Below are 17,548 nucleotides of genomic sequence, written 5' to 3' on the forward strand. Positions count from 1 at the left end.
ACAAAAACTTAGCCCTTAAAAAATTGTTTGATTTAGTGTTGACATACCACGCAGTGACGAGGAGATTGAAGCCGTGCCCGCGGAACGCGTCTGCCTGGAACGGAAATCCACGACTTATAAGAGAAAAATGCGAGTATGGGAACGAAATCGTTCCCATACTCGCATTGATGTTCTAAGAGGACTTTTTCAGTGCCCTCATGTTTATACACCTGTTCTTTAATTTAACTCGCCCTATTTTCTAAACATGTACTCGATCAATCTTATGTTTTTCAATCATTCGTCGTTTTTTTATACTCAATTCTTTCTGGAAAAGTTAATTTTCCTACTTCTTTCATTTTCGGCAACAGAGTACTTTCCTCGTTCTTGAATATATTTCACTTACATATGCTCTATTTTCACTTTTTCAGGATCTTCTACATGATGCTCATTTTTAAAATAAACAAGAAAAAGCTTAATTGACTGTTAGTATAAAGAAGTTATCTTTTGCGTCAGATTTTCAATTAACAAGAAACAAGAAAATCTTCTAAGTAAAATTCTAGTTCTGTTAGCTTCATGACCTCACCCTTTTCGGCAAAATAAAAAGACTAATGAATTATAAAATTCATCAGTCTTTCTAGTACAAATTTACTGGTTTTGAAATCAAGTTTTAGTTTAATTTCTAAGAATTGGTTGATTTACGTATGTCTGCAAACCCAGTCATATCAATGATTAGCTCGCCATGTTCTCTAAGCGAATTTTGTCCGCAATCATTGCAATGAATTCTGAATTGGTTGGCTTGCTTTTTAAGTGATGTACAGTATATCCAAATGTTTTAGAGATGGATTCGTAATTTCCACGATTCCATGCAACTTCAATTGCATGACGAATGGCGCGCTCTACCCTTGAAGAAGTTGTATTAAACTTCACTCCAATTTCTGGGTATAAGACTTTTGTAATTGATCCTAACAATTCAATATCTTCATATACCATGTGTATTGCTTCGCGCAAATACGCGTATCCTTTAATATGTGCAGGAACACCAATTTCTTTAATAACTGCTGTAATAGTTGTATCGATTACTTTACGATTTGTTTTTTGTGGTGGTTGGTTTTGTAATACATTTGAGTTTGTACCAGCCTCTTGTTTGTGACCTGCCACTTGTAAAATTTGATTAACTAAACGATCAAATTCAAACGGTTTAAGCATAAAGTAAGAAGCACCAAGGTCAACTGCTTGTTTCATGACATCTTCTTGGCCAAAGGCAGTAAGCATAATAACTTGGACTTTCGAAAGTTTTTCATTTGCTTGCATCATTTCAAGGACAGCTATACCGTCTAAATGAGGCATAATAATATCTAATAACAAGACATCCGGCAAATCCTGTTCCATTAAGTTCAGGATTACTTTTCCATTTGGAGCTGTAGATATTACCTCAATTTGTTCATGACTCGATAAATAAGATTCCAGTGTTTTTACTAATTCTTTGTTATCATCTGCAATAGCAACTTTTATTTTTTCCAATGGTATTCCCCCTATTAACTTCTGCTGCGAACATGGATATTTGTATTTCGTCACATTTTTCCAATTTCACACTGTCTAGGTAATTCGACATTTTGATTGTATACCCTTTATTCATTTGAAAAAAGGGGTCAATAGTTGGAACATTTAGACACACTTCGATAAACATTTAGTTTTTGTGCACTTTGTCGAATAATCGTTACAAAGATAATAACACAAAAAAACCACATTTTTATCAAATGTGGTCAATTAATAACTTATGGATGTTTTTTCAACATTTCTCTAATTGGGATAGCTGCACCTTTTAGCGGATTATCAACCACCATATGTGTAATTGCTCCTGCAAATTTTCCATCCTGGATAATTGGACTTCCGCTCATACCTTGTAAAATACCACCAGTCTTATCAATTAATGCTTGATCAGTCACAACAAATTGAAAAGTGGTATCCTCTACTTTTAGGATATTAATTTCATAAGACTTGACATTATTTCCTTCAATTGCAGTATATAAGTGAGCTTTTCCTATTTTAATGTTGTGGGCTTTTAAAAGTGGAATTGCTTTACCTTTTTTCAAATTAGAATCAATCAAGTCTCCAAACACACCATATACAGTGTTTTCTTTCACATTGCCTGCCTGGACAAAGACTGATGCTTGTTTCGCGATTTTATATCCAGGTTTTCCTGGTGTACTTTTATGAATACGTGCCACATCAGATAAGCTTATGGAGCCACCTAAGGAAGGAGCTGCATTTGACTCAATTTGCTGGTCCACTATTTGATGTCCTAAAGCTCCATATTGATTAGTATCTGGGTCTACATAAGTTATGGTGCCAATTCCTTCAGTGAAATCCCTAATAAATGGTAGCATACTTTTTAGTTGATTTGTTGATACTAAAACTACTTGACGTTTATTTTCCCGTAAAATTTGAATGGGGACTTCTGGTTTGACTGTTTTATTACTGGTTTGTTTCCAATCAGCAATTGAATTAATTGACTTATCATTTAGCGATATAATTTGATCGCCACTTTTGAACCACAACTTTTCATCAATCAGTACATCGTGAACAAATGTTGGTTTCTCTAATTTCAATTGCACACCAATTGATTGCCCAAGTGGGATTAATTCGTCTATATTTTTGTCTGCCCAAGCATGTGTTGGAAAGATAATAAATAACCCCAACAGAATGGTAACTAGCCGTTTATTTGCAGTGCATTGCATACTTCACCTCCATTTAATCAGGATGAAGTTATTATGTGTTTAAAGCCGTTTGTTATGAAAGGTAAATATTCGAAAAAAAAAAGCACATGCTGTAATAGCAGTGCTTTAGAGATTAGACGAATGAAATTTTTTTCCGTTCTTCAGCAATTGACAACAATTCTGTTGCATGTTCCAAGGTTAACGTAGTTATCTCTGAACCGGACATCATTCTACTTAATTCTTGAACACGGTTATACCCAGTTACTTCTGTTAATTTGGTCATCGTTCGTTTACCCGTAACTTCTTTTTCAATTAGTATTTGTTGGTCTGCCATTGCTGCAACTTGAGGAAGATGAGTAATACATAAGACTTGAGAAGATCGAGAAATATTGGAAATTTTTTCGGCAATTGCTTGTGCAACCCGACCACTGACACCAGTATCCACTTCGTCAAAAATAATTGATGTAATTCCTTGGTGTTTTGAGAAAATTCCTTTTAATGCAAGCATCATTCGAGACAATTCTCCACCAGAAGCTATTTTAGAAATTGGTTTTGATGGTTCTCCTACATTTGTAGACATATAAAAAGCAATATCATCTTTGCCGTTTTTATCAAAAAGAGTAGTTGTTTTAAAAATCACTTCAAAAGTGGCTTTTTCCATAAATAATTCTCGAAGCTGTAGAACTATTGCTTCGCTTAATTTTTTCGCCTCTTTTTTCCGATACATAGTCAACTCTTTAGCTTCAATTCCTAACTCTTTTTCGATTTGACTAAATGCTTTTTGTCTTTCTTGAATTCTTTCATCTCGGTTCATAAGTGTATCTAACTCTTCACCGATTTTATGGCGATATAGTAAGATTTCTTCAATTGAGTTTCCATACTTACGTTTTAGTACTTGGATAGCAGCTAATCTCTCTTCGATAACGTTTAATCGTTCTTCATCAAATTCAGATTCATCCATCGTACTTTTTAGTTGATACGATAATTCTTGGAGAGAATAAAAAGAATTTGAAACTAATTCTGCCTGGTCTTTGTAAGATTCGTCAAACGAGGCGAGATCTTCAAGTTCACTCATCGCTTTTCCAATACAGTCTAAACCTTGTAATTCACCACTTAGTGCTTCATGCGCCGCTGATGCCCGTTCTAGCGTTTTATGGTAATTTTGAAACTTTTTTCGATTTAATTGGAGTTCTTCATCTTCATTTTTTATTAATTCCATTGAATCAATTTCATTAATTTGATATTGAAACAAATCAATTCTTTGAGCTATTTGTTGCTCATTCTCACTCACAGTTGAGAGTTCCTTTTTTAATTTTAAATAAGTTTGATAGAGTGCCGAGTAACTATCTTTCGTCTTATGAAATTTACTACCAGCAAATTGATCTAGAAGTGTTATGTGTAAACGTTCATCTATTAATTCTTGGCTTTCGTGCTGTCCATGAATATCAATTAGTGAACCACCTATTTCTCTAAGTATAGCAATAGTCACTAGTTTACCGTTTACACGACAAACGCTCTTCCCATGATCGTTAATATCCCTTCGCAAAATAACGGAATCCTCATCCGCTTCAATTCCTACACTATGTAGTTTTTGGAACACCGGATGTTGTGTATTTTGTATATAAAATAACCCCTCAAGTTCAGCTTTCTTTGTTCCGTGGCGAATAAATTCTTGAGAACCTCTTCCGCCAGCTAACAAATGTACAGCATCAATAATAATTGATTTTCCAGCACCAGTTTCACCTGTTAGGACTGTTAATCCATCTGTAAAGCTTACAGTTACCTCTTCAATTATGGCGAAATTTTTAATAGATAATTCTTTCAACACAAAGCATCACCTCTTTTATAGCATTTCAAGTAATCGTACTCTAATTGATTCCCGTTCCGTCATGTCTTTACATATGATTAAACACGTATCATCTCCACAAAGAGTTCCCAAAATTTCTTTCCAGTCTAAATGATCAATTAATGAACCAATTGCATGAGCATTCCCTGGCAACGTTTTCATAACAAGAAAATGACTTGCTCCATCGATGCTTACAAAAGCATCCGTTAATGCACGATGTAATTTTTGCATCGGATTAAAACGTTGATCAGCTGGTAAGCTATATTTATATCGTCCATCTTGCAATGGTACTTTTACTAAATGTAGTTCTTTAATATCACGTGATACGGTAGCTTGCGTGATATTATATCCAGCATTTTTTAACTGTTCTACTAAATCATCTTGCGTTTCAATCTCATTATTTGAAATAATATCTCGAATTCGTATATGTCGTTGGCCTTTGTTCACCAGTGTCCACTCCTAATAATGAATAATTATGCTTAACTATTCATATCTTACCATTTACATCTAATCCGTACAAGAAAAAAACGACCCCTTAAGAGTCGTTTCAAGTTAGTTGTTGATGGGCATCCCGAACGATTTGTTTTAATTGTTCATTTGTAAATATCGTTTCATTTTCTTCAGTCGAAACTAGATGAAATAGAAATTCAATATTACCTTCTCCACCTGTGATAGGGGAAAACGATGCATTCTGTAATGTAAATCCTACTTGTTGAGAAAATGCTGAAATTGTTTCTAGTACGTTTATATGAATTTTCTCTTCACGTACAATTCCTTTTTTCCCGACATTTGCTCTTCCTGCTTCAAATTGAGGTTTTACAAGTGCAATTACACTACAACCTGGTACCAATAATGTTTTTAATACTGGTAAAATAAGTTTCAATGAGATAAATGAAACATCAATTGTAGCAAAATCAGGTAGTCCTTGATCTAAATCCGCAGCTGTCACATAACGAAAGTTTGTCCGCTCCATGACAGTTACACGTTCGTCTTGACGTATTTTCCAAGCAAGCTGATTATATCCCACGTCAAGAGCATAACAATGTCTTGCACCGTTTTGGAGTGCACAGTCTGTAAAACCACCAGTTGAAGCACCTATATCAAGCATAAGTTTATCTTTAACATCCACTTTGAAATACAGAAGGGCCTTTTCTAACTTTAGACCACCTCTACTTACATAGCGCAAATCATTGCCTTTTACTTGTAAAGGTAAATCAACTGAAATTTTCTCACCAGGTTTTTCTAAGCGCAGGTCTTTTGTATAAACAGTTCCTGCCATAATCGCTCGCTTCGCTTTTTCGCGTGTTTCACAAAGGCCACGTTCTACAAGCAAAACATCTACTCTCTCTTTCATGACTTTAGTCATAATACACGGGAACCAACCTTACCAATTTTTTTTACTTTTTGTTGAATCCGTGATATAAGTTCAGCAGAATTCACTTGAATCTCATCTAGTAGTTCTTCAACATTTCCATGTTCGATAAACCGATCAGGAATCCCCATGCGATTAACAGAAACATTTGTATAGTCATGATCTTGCAAGAATTCTAGGATACTGCTACCAAAACCACCTTGTAAGATAGCTTCTTCAACAGTAAATAACGGGATATCACGATCTACTAACTGATGCAGCATAAGTTCATCCAGTGGTTTAATAAATCGTGCATTAATCACTTCCACTTGAACTCCTTCTTTTGCTAAGTGGTCTGCAGCTTCCAAAGCTAATGCAATTGTTGTTCCAAATGTTAAAATAGCCGCATCTGTTCCCTCTCGTAACACTTCCCAAGTACCTATTGGTATTACTTGTAGATCTTTGTCCATTGGTACTCCAAGACCGTTTCCTCTTGGATATCGCAATGCAATTGGACCATTATTGTATTCAATAGCTGTTTTCACCATATGTTGCCCTTCATTTTCATCTTTAGGCATCATTATGACCATATTTGGTAAATGCCGTAAAAAGGCAATATCAAATACACCTTGATGTGTTTCTCCATCTGCACCAACTAAACCTGCTCGATCAATTCCAATGAAGACATTTAAGTTTTGGCGACATATATCATGTACAACTTGATCGTATGCACGTTGCAGGAAGGTAGAATATATTGCTAAAAACGGTTTCATTCCTTGAGTTGCAAGACCTGCCGCCATCGTTGTTGCATGTTGTTCAGCGATTCCAACATCAAACATACGCTCAGGAAATTCCGAAGCAAACCCTTCAAGCTTAGAACCAACTGGCATTGCTGGAGTAATCGCAACAATTCTTTTGTCTTCACGAGCTAATTTACGTACAGTTTCTGCTATTACCCCACTCCATGAAGGTGCGGTAGCAGATGACTTCACAAATGCACCGGTTTCCATTTTATAAGGACCTGTACCATGCCAAGTACCGATTTTATCTTCCTCTGCTGGACGGTATCCTTTGCCTTTTTTAGTTAAGACATGGACTAATACCGGGCCTTTTACTTTTTTTGCATGCAATAATGTTTCTTCTAAATCTTCATAATCATGCCCATCGATTGGTCCTAAATAGGTGAATCCAAGCTCTTCGAAAAATACTCCAGATACTAGCAAATATTTCAAACTATCTTTTACTCGTTCTGCCGTTGCGGCTAGTTTACCACCAACTGCTGGGATTTTTTTCAACAAGTACTCTAACTCTTCTTTTGCCTTGTTATATTTACCATCTGTTCTAAGTTTCCCTAGAATTGTATGAAGTGCTCCTACGTTCGGTGCAATTGACATTTCATTATCATTGAGTATGACAATCATATGTGTTTTCTCATCACCAATATGATTTAAAGCTTCTAAAGCCATTCCACCTGTTAACGCACCGTCTCCGATAATTGGAATAACATAATTTTGATCTTGTTTAATATCTCTTGACACTGCCATACCCATTGCAGCAGATAAAGAAGTTGAACTATGACCTGTTTCCCAAACATCATGTTCACTTTCAATTCGTTTTGGAAAACCACAAAGCCCTTTATATTGACGAAGTGTATCAAATTGATTTGCTCGTCCTGTCAAAATTTTATGGACATACGATTGATGTCCTACATCCCATATAAATTTATCATCAGGACTATTGAATATACGATGAAGAGAGACAGTTAGCTCGACCACACCTAAGTTTGGTCCAATATGACCACCTGTGACCGATAATTTTTCAATTAAAAACGTACGAATATCTTCACTTAATTTCAATAGTTCATCATGAGATAAATCCTTGACAAAGGATGGACTTGTTATTGAGTTTAAATCCATCTACATCACACACCTTTACGCTATTACTTAATTCATTATATCAATGTCAGACGATTGTTCAAACATTAACGAATTTACTATTTGTTGCGATTGATAATATAAGCTGCAATTTCGTCTAACATTACTGGTTCATTTGATATGGTGCGAAGACATTGAATCGCTTGGTTGTAGTGCCAGTCTCTTTTACTTTTCGCTCCTGCAAGTGTTAAAAATGCGGGGTAAGTATTTTTTTCACTTGCCACATCTTTACCAGCTGTTTTTCCCAATACTTCGGTAGTACCTTCAATATCTAAGATGTCATCTTGAATCTGAAATGCAAGTCCAATGTGAAAACCAAATTCCCTTAATGCTTTTTTAGTCTGCACATCTGCAGCAGCTAAAATAGCACCTGCTTCAATACTATACGTTAAAAGTGCACCCGTTTTATTAATGTGAATCATTTCTAATTCTTCTACAGAAATAATTTTACTTTCACTTTCTATATCTAATACTTGTCCACCCACCATACCTTCTGCACCAGCAGCTTGGCTCATTTGGTTAATTAATTCCAGTTTTTCTTCAGCTGACACTGCTTGTAAACGTGAAAGTACACCAAAACTAAATGTTAATAGTCCATCACCTGCTAAAATTGCTAAGGCTTCACCATAAACTTTATGGTTTGTTAATTCTCCACGACGATAATCATCATTATCCATACTTGGTAAATCGTCATGTATAAGCGAATACGTATGAATCATTTCAATTGTTGATCCAACCGTCAATGCCTCAGAATGATTAACTTTTAAAAGGTCTAAAACAGCTAATAAAAATAGTGGTCTAACCCTTTTACCACCTGCAGCTAATGAATAATTCATGGCCTCTTTTAATATGGTTGGAGCTTCAATTGATTTGATCATCTCAGAGAGGCGTCTATCTATTTTCGGAATATGATATTCTGAAAAATTTTTGTATGAAGTCATTTTGATGAATCCTCTTTTTCAGGAGAATCAAAAGGTACTTTGTCACCATTATTATCCATAAGAGAAATAAGTTGTTTTTCTGCATTATGCAATTTATCATGGCATACTGTTGACAATTCCATACCTTTTTTATAAAGAGAAATCGCATCTTCTAAAGGTACATCACCTTGCTCGAGTTGGCGAACGATTTCTTCTAACTGTTGAATCGCTTGATCAAAAGATACTGCAGATTTTGTCATGTTGATTCTCCTTTAGATTGTTTGTTTACGGAGTCAATAGAAGCAACTATGTCTCCATCCTGTAATTTAATATGAAGTGGTTTATTTGGATCAAGTTCTTTAATTGATTTTATCACCTGACTATTTTGGTACGTAATACTGTATCCTCTATGCATAATCTTTAAAGGATTTAAGGCCTCAAGTAGTTGAATCACATTACTAAACGAGACACCTTTTGTCTGAATGTTCTTTTTAGCTGCTACTTTTAAACGTTCTGTGTTTAGTTGCAACTCATGATGTTGTTGTTTAACTAATCTTTGTGGGTTTTGCAATGTTAACCTGGCTTTATGTTGAATTAAGAGTTGTTGTTTTTGGTTGATTATCGTACGACTATTTTTCTCTAGTTGTTCAGAAATACGGGTTAAATTTTCAACAAAAGGTCGATATAATCTTTCTGGATAAGCTATGGGGTAAGCAGACATAACACGAGTTAACCTTTTTCGCTCATTAGACAGTGTCGCCGTGACAATCGATACAATTTGAGATTTTCTATTTGTAATAAGTTGTAATAGTTCTAGCTGATTTGGCACAGCTAATTCCGCAGCGGCTGTTGGAGTTGGAGCACGCAAGTCAGAAACAAAGTCAGCTATAGTTGTATCTGTTTCATGCCCAATTGCACTAATAATTGGAACATTACTGTTAGCAATTTCTCGTGCAACTATTTCTTCATTAAAGGCCCACAAATCTTCAATCGACCCACCGCCTCGACCTACTATACAAACATCCAAACCAGTATAAGAGTTTGCTTGTTTGAGTGCTTTTACAATACTTGGAGCTGCCGCTGAACCTTGTACAAGTGATGGGAAAATAATTACTTCTGCCATAGGATAACGTCGACTTAAAGTCGTAACAATATCACGAATTGCTGCACCTGTGGTTGCTGTAATAACTCCAATCGTTTGCGGAAATCTAGGGATTTGCTTTTTTCTAGATGCTTGGAATAAACCTTCATTTGCAAGTTTTTCTTTCAATTGTTCAAATGCAACAAACAGTTCTCCAATTCCGTCAGGTTGCATGACTTGTGCATATAATTGGTATTGTCCAGGTCCTTCGTAAACAGTTACATCGCCTTGTACCAGAACATTCATACCACTTTCTGGTCTGAATTTTAAATTCCTGGCTTGAGTTGCAAACATAACTGCAGATATTCTCGACTGTTCATCTTTAATTGTAAAATAGATGTGTCCACTCGTATGTATTTTCACATTCGATAGTTCACCTTTGACATAAACATTTCTCAAGTGAGGATCGGCATCAAATTTTCGTTTTATGTATTTTGTTAAAGCTTTTACCGTTAGATATGAAGTTGTCACACATAAACTCCTCACAATGAAAAAAATAGAGAAGCAGTCTTTCTTTAAGAAAAACAGCTTCTCTCTTTATTTTACCCGTTTTAACTTGATTTGTCTTGACGTAATTCATTTTCTGCAGATTGCACAGTGTTTTCCATTAACATTGTAATTGTCATAGGTCCGACGCCACCTGGAACAGGCGTTATATATGAGGCAACCTCTTTCACAGAATCAAAATCTACGTCTCCACATAAGCGATTATTTTCATCGCGGTTCATTCCAACATCGATTACTACTGCACCAGCCTTGACGTAATCACTTGTAATCATTTTGGCTCTGCCTACAGCTACGACTAGAATATCTGCTTGCAAAGTTATATCTTTCAGGTTCACTGTTTTAGAGTGAGCGTATGTAACAGTTGCATCTTTTTGTAATAATAATTGACCCATCGGTTTTCCAACAATATGGCTACGCCCTACAACGACAGCATGCTTACCTAAAAGTTGAATTCCGGAATGCTCAAGAAGTTTCATAACACCATGTGGCGTACATGGTAGGAAAGTATCTTGCCCTAGCATCATTTTTCCGATACTAATGGGATGGAATCCATCTACATCTTTTTCGGGAGATATCGCAGCTAACACTTTAGATTCTGTAATGTGTTCTGGTAATGGAAGTTGGACTAATATTCCGTGAATTTCCGGATCTTGATTTAGAGAATGGATGGCTTTTACAAGGTCACTTTCATCTAAGTCGGTCTCAAATGTAAGTGAACGAGAATGCATGCCTAGATCTTCACAGGTTTTTTGTTTATTTGAAACGTAGGTTTTCGAAGCAGGGTTATTCCCTACTAATATGACCGCTAAGCCGGGTGTTATCCCTTGCTTTTTTAAATGTTGGATACGTTCAAATAAATCTATACGAATTGCTTTACCAATTTCTTTACCGCTTATTATTTCATATGACATTAAAAAATCCTCCTGTTATCAGCTAGATGTCTCGACCGAATACTTGGATAAAACACCATTGACAAACTTGCTTGATTTGTCATCGCCAAAAGTCTTACTTAATTCAATTGCTTCGTTCATAATTACTTTTGAAGGTGCATCTTGCATATACAATAATTCAAAGACAGCTAAACGCAATATCGTACGTTCTACTTTAGGTAGCCGATTTAATGACCAATTTTCCAATTTCGTTGTTAACGATTCATCTATTTGCACTAAATGTTCAGTGGTACCACGTACAAGTTTTTCATAGAAAGAATCGTTTTGGTCTTCCAATACGTGACTCATTGCATCTTCTATTGTTAACTCAGTGTTATCTAACTGAAACAAAGTTTGCAACGCTTTTTCACGGGCTTCTCTACGTTTCATGGATTAGTCTCCTTTAAGTTTCATTCGAACACATCATAGCATATTTCCTTAAGTTTGTACGTTCAAAAAATAACATCGTTCAAGCGTACCGAACGATGCAATTAATAATTATTCGATTATCGTCTCTTTTTGTGCTTCGAACTGGACTCCAGTAATGTGAACATTTACTTCTTGGGTCTCTAGTGAAGTCATATTTAAAATTGCTTGACGCACTTGATTTTGAACTTCTTTAGCCACTTTTGGAATTGATGCACCATATTTTACAGTGCAATAAATTTCAACAAATAGACCGCGTTCAGTTAGTTCTGTTTTAATGCCTTTACCATGAACCTTTTTTCCCAAACGTTCAGCTACTCCAGAGGCAAAACTCCCCCGTGTAGCCCCAACACCTTCCACATCGGTTGTAGCAATTCCAGCAATCACTTCTAGTACCTCTGGTGCTATCTCAATCTTTCCTAACTCCTCTTTACCTAAAGGAGTTATTTGTAAATATGCTGTAACTGTTTTATCAGTCATTCCAAATCATCCTTTCTTAGGAATTCATGACGTCGTATTTCTCTAAAAACTTCGTGTCAAAATTACCAGACTTAAATTCTTTGTGATCCATTAGTTTCTCATGGAAGGGAATGGTCGTATAAACGCCTTCTACAACAAATTCACTTAGTGCGCGTTTCATTTTCGCAACTGCTTCATCTCGTGTATCTGCAAATGTTATTAGTTTTGCAACCATTGAATCGTAATAAGGAGGAATGCTATAACCTGAGTACATGGCGGAATCAACTCGAACTCCTAATCCACCAGGTGCTAAATACATTTCCACTTTCCCAGCTGAAGGCATAAAGTTTTTAGAAGGGTTTTCCGCATTAATACGGCACTCGATTGCCCATCCTTTAATTTTTACATCTTCTTGTTTATACGCTAATTTCTCACCAGAAGCTACTTTAAGTTGTTGTTGTATTAAATCAATTCCTGTAACCATTTCAGTAACAGGATGTTCAACTTGAATACGTGTATTCATTTCCATAAAGTAAAATTTTTGATTAATATGATCAAAAATAAATTCAACTGTTCCCGCGCTGCGATAATTAACAGCTTGAGCTGCTTTTACTGCTGCATCACCCATCTGTTGCCGAATTTCAGGGGACAGTGCTGGAGAAGGTGCTTCTTCTACTAGTTTTTGCATGCGGCGTTGAATTGAACAATCGCGCTCACCTAAATGAATAGTGTTGCCGAAACTATCTGCTAGTATTTGAATTTCTACATGACGGAAAATTTCAATGAACTTTTCAATGTAAACACCTGGGTTACCAAAAGCGGCAGCTGCTTCTTTCTGAGTCACTTGTATACCTTTAATAAGTTCCTCTTCTGTACGTGCTACACGTATTCCTTTACCTCCACCACCAGCAGTAGCTTTAATAATGACAGGGAACCCTATTTTGCGAGCAATGTCTAAACCTTCATTGTCATTTGCTACAATTCCTGTTGAACCAGGAACAACAGGTACTCCCGCTTTTCGCATAGTTTCACGGGCTACATCTTTTGTACCCATTCGAGAAATTGCATCTGAAGTCGGTCCAATAAATGTAATATTGCATTGTTCACATAACTCAGCAAAACTAGCATTTTCAGCTAAAAATCCATAACCTGGATGAATTCCGTCACAGCCTGTTAACTTTGCAACACTAATGATATTGCTAAAGTTTAAATAACTATCTTTCGATGGATTCGGACCAATACAATATGATTCATCCGCCATTTGTACATGTAAAGCATCACTATCTGCTTGTGAATAGACTGCTACTGTTTCAATATCTAACTCTTTACAGGCTCGGATAATTCGTACTGCTATTTCTCCACGATTTGCAATTAATACTTTTTTCATCAATTAGTCCCCCCTCAGTTTGCTTTTACCAAGAACAGAGGTTGGCCATACTCGACAAGGTGTCCATCTTTTACTAAAATTTCCACAACTTCGCCAGACACTTCTGCTTCGATTTCATTAAATAATTTCATGGCTTCAACTATACATACGATTCCATCTTCACTCACTTTATCTCCAACTTGAACGAAAGCTGGTGAATCTGGAGAAGATGATTCATAAAATGTCCCTACCATAGGAGATAAGATTTGGTGAAGAGACTCATCTGGAACGGCTGAAACTTTAACATTTTCATTTGTTGACGTTTCTTTTACAGTTTGAGCTGTTGTTATTTGTGAAGTTCCTTGTTCTTCAAGTCCAACAACTGGTGTTGTTGATTTAGCTGGAACAACCACTTCTGTCTTCCCTTGTAAACCATTCTTTTTAAGTTTTATTTTCGAGCCTTCTGCCTCGTAACTAAATTCATCAATAGATGAGTGGTCGATCAATTTAATAATTTCACGAATTTCTTGTACTTTTAACATATAAACTCCCCTTACCTTATTACGAATTATGTACCTCTTCTATTTTAGACGTTTTTTCGGAAATTTGAAACAAATAACCATAAATTCTTTATATCATAATTTTATTCACGAGTCGTAAAACACCTTCTCTCTTGACATCCTTAAATTAAATCCTTGCTAAACTGCTTCAATCCCCATACTTTAATAAGACAACCGGGTAAAGTTGGCCGGTCCTTTTAGGCAATTACTAATGGGTTTGTATGTTAGTAGAAAGTGTTTTCAAACCTGTATCGTCTTCGGTTTCCGGGTCGTTTCGGACCGCAAGCATACTGCACCATAACCTCAAGAATTAAAGAGATGGAGCGAAGTTTATACTTCGCTCCATCTCTTTCTTACAGGCAATCTTGTGGCAGGTTTGCGTCCGTCGCACCCCTTCACCCAATGGGCATATCGTATTTTTGATTTGAGTTGATGTAAGAAAAGACACTGATTTTATATAGAGGGGCGGCTATCTTTGTTGAAGGGTTTTACATTACCTCTTTTTTATTTGAAAATCACTTTTCATAGTAGATGGTGGCTTACGTAAAACGTAAGGCACCATGGTTTCTTATATTGTCAAAAAAAAAGGACCCATAGGCCCTTTATACTCTTTTATGATGCAGGTTGGAAAGTTACTTTTACGGTTTTTGCATCTTCCCACTGTTTTTTTACTATGTGAATTATTTCATTTGCTTGTGCTGCTCCTTGTTCGTCAGAAATAACTCTGACATCCACTGTTCCTTCTGATGTTAGGACTAGAGCATCTGAATAGCCTAATGATTGAATGAGCATTTCAAGCATGGCTTCAGTAGAGTCGCGAACTGTTAAATCTTCCATCTCATCGTATGCTGCATTCACTTCTTCTGCAGGTAGCTCATTTGATGCTATTTTAGACGTTAACTGTGTTCTCTGTTCACTACGTTTATTTAGGACTTCCATTCTCATTTCTTCAAACAACTCACTTTGAGCAAATATTGGTGTAACTGATTCACCATCAGCTTGATTATTGACCGATAATTGATCAACTGCTTCGTCTGAGAAAATTGCTAAACCATCAAAGGGCATATTGTTAGGCTCGTTCACATAATACACCGAAATTACTGCTACCAAACTTAATAAAGTTAACATCCACACTGTACGTTTTTTTACTTTCATTTTGAAACCCCTTTCTCATCCATAGGGACGACTACGATTCGATGTTCTGGTAATAACAAGACTGCCGATAAGTACTTTTTCAACATAAGTCTAACTTGAACTTGATCCGCTCCACTCGCTACAACTAAAACAGATTGGATTGTCGTTCTCTCTTCGGTATTCTGATCAAACAAAGCAAAACTAGGTCTTTCCGAAACTGTTTGTTGAGGCTCGTTCGTTCCCGTATAAAAAAATAATTCAACTTCACCTACCCCAGCCATTTTTTCTAATGCCTTTTTTAATGATTGTTCTTGTGAATTTGGATCCTGTGACTGACTGGTTGTGTTCGTTTGCTTGGTGAAAATAGAATCATTAAACAATAAAAACACCATGAATACTAAGAGACAAGCGAACAAGATACCGCTTTTCAAACGTTTTTGTTTAATAGATGGAATCACGCTCCTCTCTTATGTGAGACAGGCATTTGATAAACTATATGAAAAGTAATCAACAACTATTCATAGAAAAGTGAAGAGATAAATAATAAGATGTACATGGCAATACCTAGTTTCGTATATTCTTCCATTCTTTCTTGTGAATTAGATTCTTGAAAAACCGCTTGTAGAATTTCACTTAGCAATATAATAAATACTAGTCCCTTTAACCATTCAGACATCAAGATCCCCTCATCATAAGTGAAAATTTAACTAGCATAACAAGAAAGATTGCAGTATAGAAAAAAGCAAAAGCTATAAGAAAGGACAATATACTAAGCACAAAAATAGATTTCCCGATATCATCCAAGAAACTTGATAAGTCTTCTGGTCCGAAGGGTTCAATAATTGCAGCCACTAACCTATAGCAAAAAGCAACGGAAATTGTTTTTAATGTTGGGATTAAAACAACAATTAAAATAGTAACAGCAATTCCACCACCTGTTATTGAGGTGATTGATGAAGAAAATCTAGTAAATGTACTAAGACTCTCAGAGAAAAATGAACCAACGAAAGGAATATTTTGCTGTATAATTTTTTTTATTGGCTCGGTAACTGCACTAGAAATATTATAGGAAATAAATCCTTGTACAGAAATAAAAAAACTATATGTAACAACTACAGCTGAAACAACACTAAGTAATGAGGTACGTATGATATCTGTTAACTTGCTAAAAGGTGTGGCAGGATGAAAACGGCTAATAAAATCCAGTAAGATCGTGGTCATTAATAGCGGAATTAAAAATTGTTGTGTTAAAAAAACAGCAAATTGAATAAACACATACAATGCTGGATTCCAAATTGAGAAAACCATCGTTCCGCTATTCATAAGCAACCCGGCGGCTAAAACAGGATATACACTTATAAATAAAGTAATCATTTGTTTTGAAAATTGTTGCATATCATGAAGTGCGTCTATAGCGGGAGTAAGAGTATATAAAACAGCTATGCAAAAAAGTGATAGCCTTGTCCAACGTTTGGCTTTTGGAAATAAAATATCTAATATCATAGCAAAAATAATTGCTATTAAAAGGACTATGAAGTACCTAGTTACGCCAAATACATAGGTATATAAGGGTTCAAGCATGAACCTTTTCACCCCTTAATACCTGAATTATTCAATCAGAATCCTAGTCAGAGTAGTAAACATTTGCTGAATAAGTGGCAACCAATAAGAGAGAATCAATAAATGACAAGTTATAGTTATGATGGGAACAAACACATTTAAATTTAAATTTTTACACCATTCAGATAAAGCTTCACCTAAGAAAGTTAAAAATACAGATAACAATAATACACGAGCAATTGGTAGTGTTTCCTTAGGTGCTTGTTCGAGTACGGTTTGTACCATAGGATAGATCAACTGAAACAATATATGAGAAAGTAAAATAAAAAAGAAAACACTTAGAAGTAGAGGTGTAAATTGTGGAAGGATTTGTTGAAACAGTATCAGCAGGAATATAATCACGATAGTTACTAAGATGATTTGCATGACTTACACCGAAATGGTAAGCCATTCAAAAAAAGTAGTGATTTCTTGAAAAAAGTAGCGCAGAAATCTAAGTAATTCTATAGTCATATAGAGATAACCGAAAACAAATAAAAAAAATGTGAATTCTTTCTTTCCCGTTTGTTCAAAGAAAAGGTGCAACAATGCAAGAATTAATCCTATCCCTGCCACTCGAATTACATCCATAAATTCCGACTTGTCCCCTCCTCTGTCTTTTTATCGTATGCGAACAAACAGAAATACATGAAAAAAAGTTACCAAATGCATTAATGCAT

General features: G+C 35.7%; 20 protein-coding genes. All 20 read right to left on the bottom strand.

What is annotated here, in order from left to right; translation table 11 throughout:
* Window positions 1-708 precede the first annotated feature (708 nt).
* On the bottom strand, window positions 709-1,500 hold the full coding sequence (gene spo0A / locus B371_RS0109610) for a sporulation transcription factor Spo0A (protein WP_019414099.1): 792 nt from the start codon (window positions 1,498-1,500) through the stop codon (window positions 709-711).
* Between the two features lie 254 nt (window positions 1,501-1,754).
* Window positions 1,755-2,717: a SpoIVB peptidase S55 domain-containing protein gene (locus B371_RS0109615; protein ID WP_019414100.1), complete on the bottom strand. Its 963-nt coding sequence runs from the start codon at window positions 2,715-2,717 to the stop codon at window positions 1,755-1,757.
* Between the two features lie 112 nt (window positions 2,718-2,829).
* Window positions 2,830-4,524, bottom strand: a complete 1,695-nt coding sequence (recN, locus tag B371_RS0109620; RefSeq protein WP_019414101.1) for a DNA repair protein RecN — start codon at window positions 4,522-4,524, stop codon at window positions 2,830-2,832.
* Window positions 4,525-4,539: 15 nt separating this feature from the next.
* Window positions 4,540-4,989: a transcriptional regulator AhrC/ArgR gene (gene ahrC, locus B371_RS0109625; protein WP_019414102.1), complete on the bottom strand. Its 450-nt coding sequence runs from the start codon at window positions 4,987-4,989 to the stop codon at window positions 4,540-4,542.
* Between the two features lie 100 nt (window positions 4,990-5,089).
* Window positions 5,090-5,908, bottom strand: a complete 819-nt coding sequence (locus tag B371_RS0109630) for a TlyA family RNA methyltransferase (RefSeq protein ID WP_019414103.1) — start codon at window positions 5,906-5,908, stop codon at window positions 5,090-5,092.
* On the bottom strand, window positions 5,905-7,809 hold the full coding sequence (dxs, locus tag B371_RS0109635; RefSeq protein WP_019414104.1) for a 1-deoxy-D-xylulose-5-phosphate synthase: 1,905 nt from the start codon (window positions 7,807-7,809) through the stop codon (window positions 5,905-5,907). The genes B371_RS0109630 and dxs overlap by 4 nt, the downstream gene beginning before the upstream one ends.
* Window positions 7,810-7,886: 77 nt before the next feature.
* Window positions 7,887-8,768, bottom strand: a complete 882-nt coding sequence (locus B371_RS0109640) for a polyprenyl synthetase family protein (protein WP_019414105.1) — start codon at window positions 8,766-8,768, stop codon at window positions 7,887-7,889.
* Window positions 8,765-9,007, bottom strand: coding sequence for an exodeoxyribonuclease VII small subunit (locus B371_RS0109645; RefSeq protein ID WP_019414106.1), 243 nt, complete (start codon window positions 9,005-9,007; stop codon window positions 8,765-8,767). The genes B371_RS0109640 and B371_RS0109645 overlap by 4 nt, the downstream gene beginning before the upstream one ends.
* Window positions 9,004-10,359, bottom strand: coding sequence for an exodeoxyribonuclease VII large subunit (xseA, locus tag B371_RS0109650; RefSeq protein WP_019414107.1), 1,356 nt, complete (start codon window positions 10,357-10,359; stop codon window positions 9,004-9,006). The genes B371_RS0109645 and xseA overlap by 4 nt, the downstream gene beginning before the upstream one ends.
* An 80-nt stretch (window positions 10,360-10,439) precedes the next feature.
* Window positions 10,440-11,306 (bottom strand): bifunctional methylenetetrahydrofolate dehydrogenase/methenyltetrahydrofolate cyclohydrolase FolD, encoded by an 867-nt coding sequence (gene folD / locus B371_RS0109655; RefSeq protein ID WP_019414108.1) that lies wholly within the window; start codon window positions 11,304-11,306, stop codon window positions 10,440-10,442.
* An 18-nt stretch (window positions 11,307-11,324) separates the two neighbouring features.
* On the bottom strand, window positions 11,325-11,714 hold the full coding sequence (nusB, locus tag B371_RS0109660; protein WP_019414109.1) for a transcription antitermination factor NusB: 390 nt from the start codon (window positions 11,712-11,714) through the stop codon (window positions 11,325-11,327).
* Between the two features lie 108 nt (window positions 11,715-11,822).
* Window positions 11,823-12,230 (bottom strand): Asp23/Gls24 family envelope stress response protein, encoded by a 408-nt coding sequence (locus tag B371_RS0109665; RefSeq protein WP_019414110.1) that lies wholly within the window; start codon window positions 12,228-12,230, stop codon window positions 11,823-11,825.
* 16 nt (window positions 12,231-12,246) lie between these two features.
* A complete protein-coding gene (gene accC, locus B371_RS0109670; RefSeq protein ID WP_026023016.1) occupies window positions 12,247-13,599 on the bottom strand; it encodes an acetyl-CoA carboxylase biotin carboxylase subunit in 1,353 nt (450 codons plus the stop codon).
* 11 nt (window positions 13,600-13,610) lie between these two features.
* Window positions 13,611-14,117, bottom strand: a complete 507-nt coding sequence (accB, locus tag B371_RS0109675; RefSeq protein WP_019414112.1) for an acetyl-CoA carboxylase biotin carboxyl carrier protein — start codon at window positions 14,115-14,117, stop codon at window positions 13,611-13,613.
* 630 nt (window positions 14,118-14,747) lie between these two features.
* Window positions 14,748-15,290, bottom strand: coding sequence for a SpoIIIAH-like family protein (locus B371_RS0109680; RefSeq protein ID WP_019414113.1), 543 nt, complete (start codon window positions 15,288-15,290; stop codon window positions 14,748-14,750).
* Window positions 15,287-15,727, bottom strand: coding sequence for a hypothetical protein (locus B371_RS0109685; RefSeq protein ID WP_019414114.1), 441 nt, complete (start codon window positions 15,725-15,727; stop codon window positions 15,287-15,289). Before B371_RS0109685 ends, B371_RS0109680 begins: the two co-directional genes overlap by 4 nt.
* 56 nt (window positions 15,728-15,783) lie before the next feature.
* Window positions 15,784-15,945, bottom strand: a complete 162-nt coding sequence (locus B371_RS23760) for a hypothetical protein (RefSeq protein ID WP_019414115.1) — start codon at window positions 15,943-15,945, stop codon at window positions 15,784-15,786.
* Window positions 15,945-16,850: a hypothetical protein gene (locus B371_RS0109695; protein ID WP_019414116.1), complete on the bottom strand. Its 906-nt coding sequence runs from the start codon at window positions 16,848-16,850 to the stop codon at window positions 15,945-15,947. Before B371_RS0109695 ends, B371_RS23760 begins: the two co-directional genes overlap by 1 nt.
* 27 nt (window positions 16,851-16,877) lie before the next feature.
* The gene (locus B371_RS24080; RefSeq protein WP_237721526.1) at window positions 16,878-17,114 is read right to left on the bottom strand and encodes a hypothetical protein; all 237 of its coding nucleotides are present in this window, start codon (window positions 17,112-17,114) and stop codon (window positions 16,878-16,880) included.
* A 144-nt stretch (window positions 17,115-17,258) separates the two neighbouring features.
* Window positions 17,259-17,459 carry a SpoIIIAC/SpoIIIAD family protein gene (locus tag B371_RS0109705; protein ID WP_019414118.1) on the bottom strand — a complete coding sequence of 67 codons (201 nt, stop codon included), beginning with the start codon at window positions 17,457-17,459 and terminating at the stop codon, window positions 17,259-17,261.
* Window positions 17,460-17,548: the final 89 nt, after the last annotated feature.

The sequence above is a fragment of the Paenisporosarcina sp. TG20 genome, from assembly GCF_000286315.1.
Taxonomy (GTDB): Bacteria; Bacillota; Bacilli; order Bacillales_A; family Planococcaceae; genus Paenisporosarcina.

Coding starts and splice junctions, on each gene's coding strand:
- B371_RS0109615 (WP_019414100.1), bottom strand. CDS start 2,717: ATGCAATGCACTGCAAATAAACGGCTAGTTACCATTCTGTTGGGGTTA.
- B371_RS0109630 (WP_019414103.1), bottom strand. CDS start 5,908: ATGACTAAAGTCATGAAAGAGAGAGTAGATGTTTTGCTTGTAGAACGT.
- dxs (WP_019414104.1), bottom strand. CDS start 7,809: ATGGATTTAAACTCAATAACAAGTCCATCCTTTGTCAAGGATTTATCT.
- B371_RS0109640 (WP_019414105.1), bottom strand. CDS start 8,768: ATGACTTCATACAAAAATTTTTCAGAATATCATATTCCGAAAATAGAT.
- B371_RS0109645 (WP_019414106.1), bottom strand. CDS start 9,007: ATGACAAAATCTGCAGTATCTTTTGATCAAGCGATTCAACAGTTAGAA.
- folD (WP_019414108.1), bottom strand. CDS start 11,306: ATGTCATATGAAATAATAAGCGGTAAAGAAATTGGTAAAGCAATTCGT.
- nusB (WP_019414109.1), bottom strand. CDS start 11,714: ATGAAACGTAGAGAAGCCCGTGAAAAAGCGTTGCAAACTTTGTTTCAG.
- B371_RS0109665 (WP_019414110.1), bottom strand. CDS start 12,230: ATGACTGATAAAACAGTTACAGCATATTTACAAATAACTCCTTTAGGT.
- accB (WP_019414112.1), bottom strand. CDS start 14,117: ATGTTAAAAGTACAAGAAATTCGTGAAATTATTAAATTGATCGACCAC.
- B371_RS0109680 (WP_019414113.1), bottom strand. CDS start 15,290: ATGAAAGTAAAAAAACGTACAGTGTGGATGTTAACTTTATTAAGTTTG.
- B371_RS23760 (WP_019414115.1), bottom strand. CDS start 15,945: ATGTCTGAATGGTTAAAGGGACTAGTATTTATTATATTGCTAAGTGAA.
- B371_RS0109695 (WP_019414116.1), bottom strand. CDS start 16,850: ATGCTTGAACCCTTATATACCTATGTATTTGGCGTAACTAGGTACTTC.
- B371_RS24080 (WP_237721526.1), bottom strand. CDS start 17,114: ATGGTACAAACCGTACTCGAACAAGCACCTAAGGAAACACTACCAATT.
- B371_RS0109705 (WP_019414118.1), bottom strand. CDS start 17,459: ATGGATGTAATTCGAGTGGCAGGGATAGGATTAATTCTTGCATTGTTG.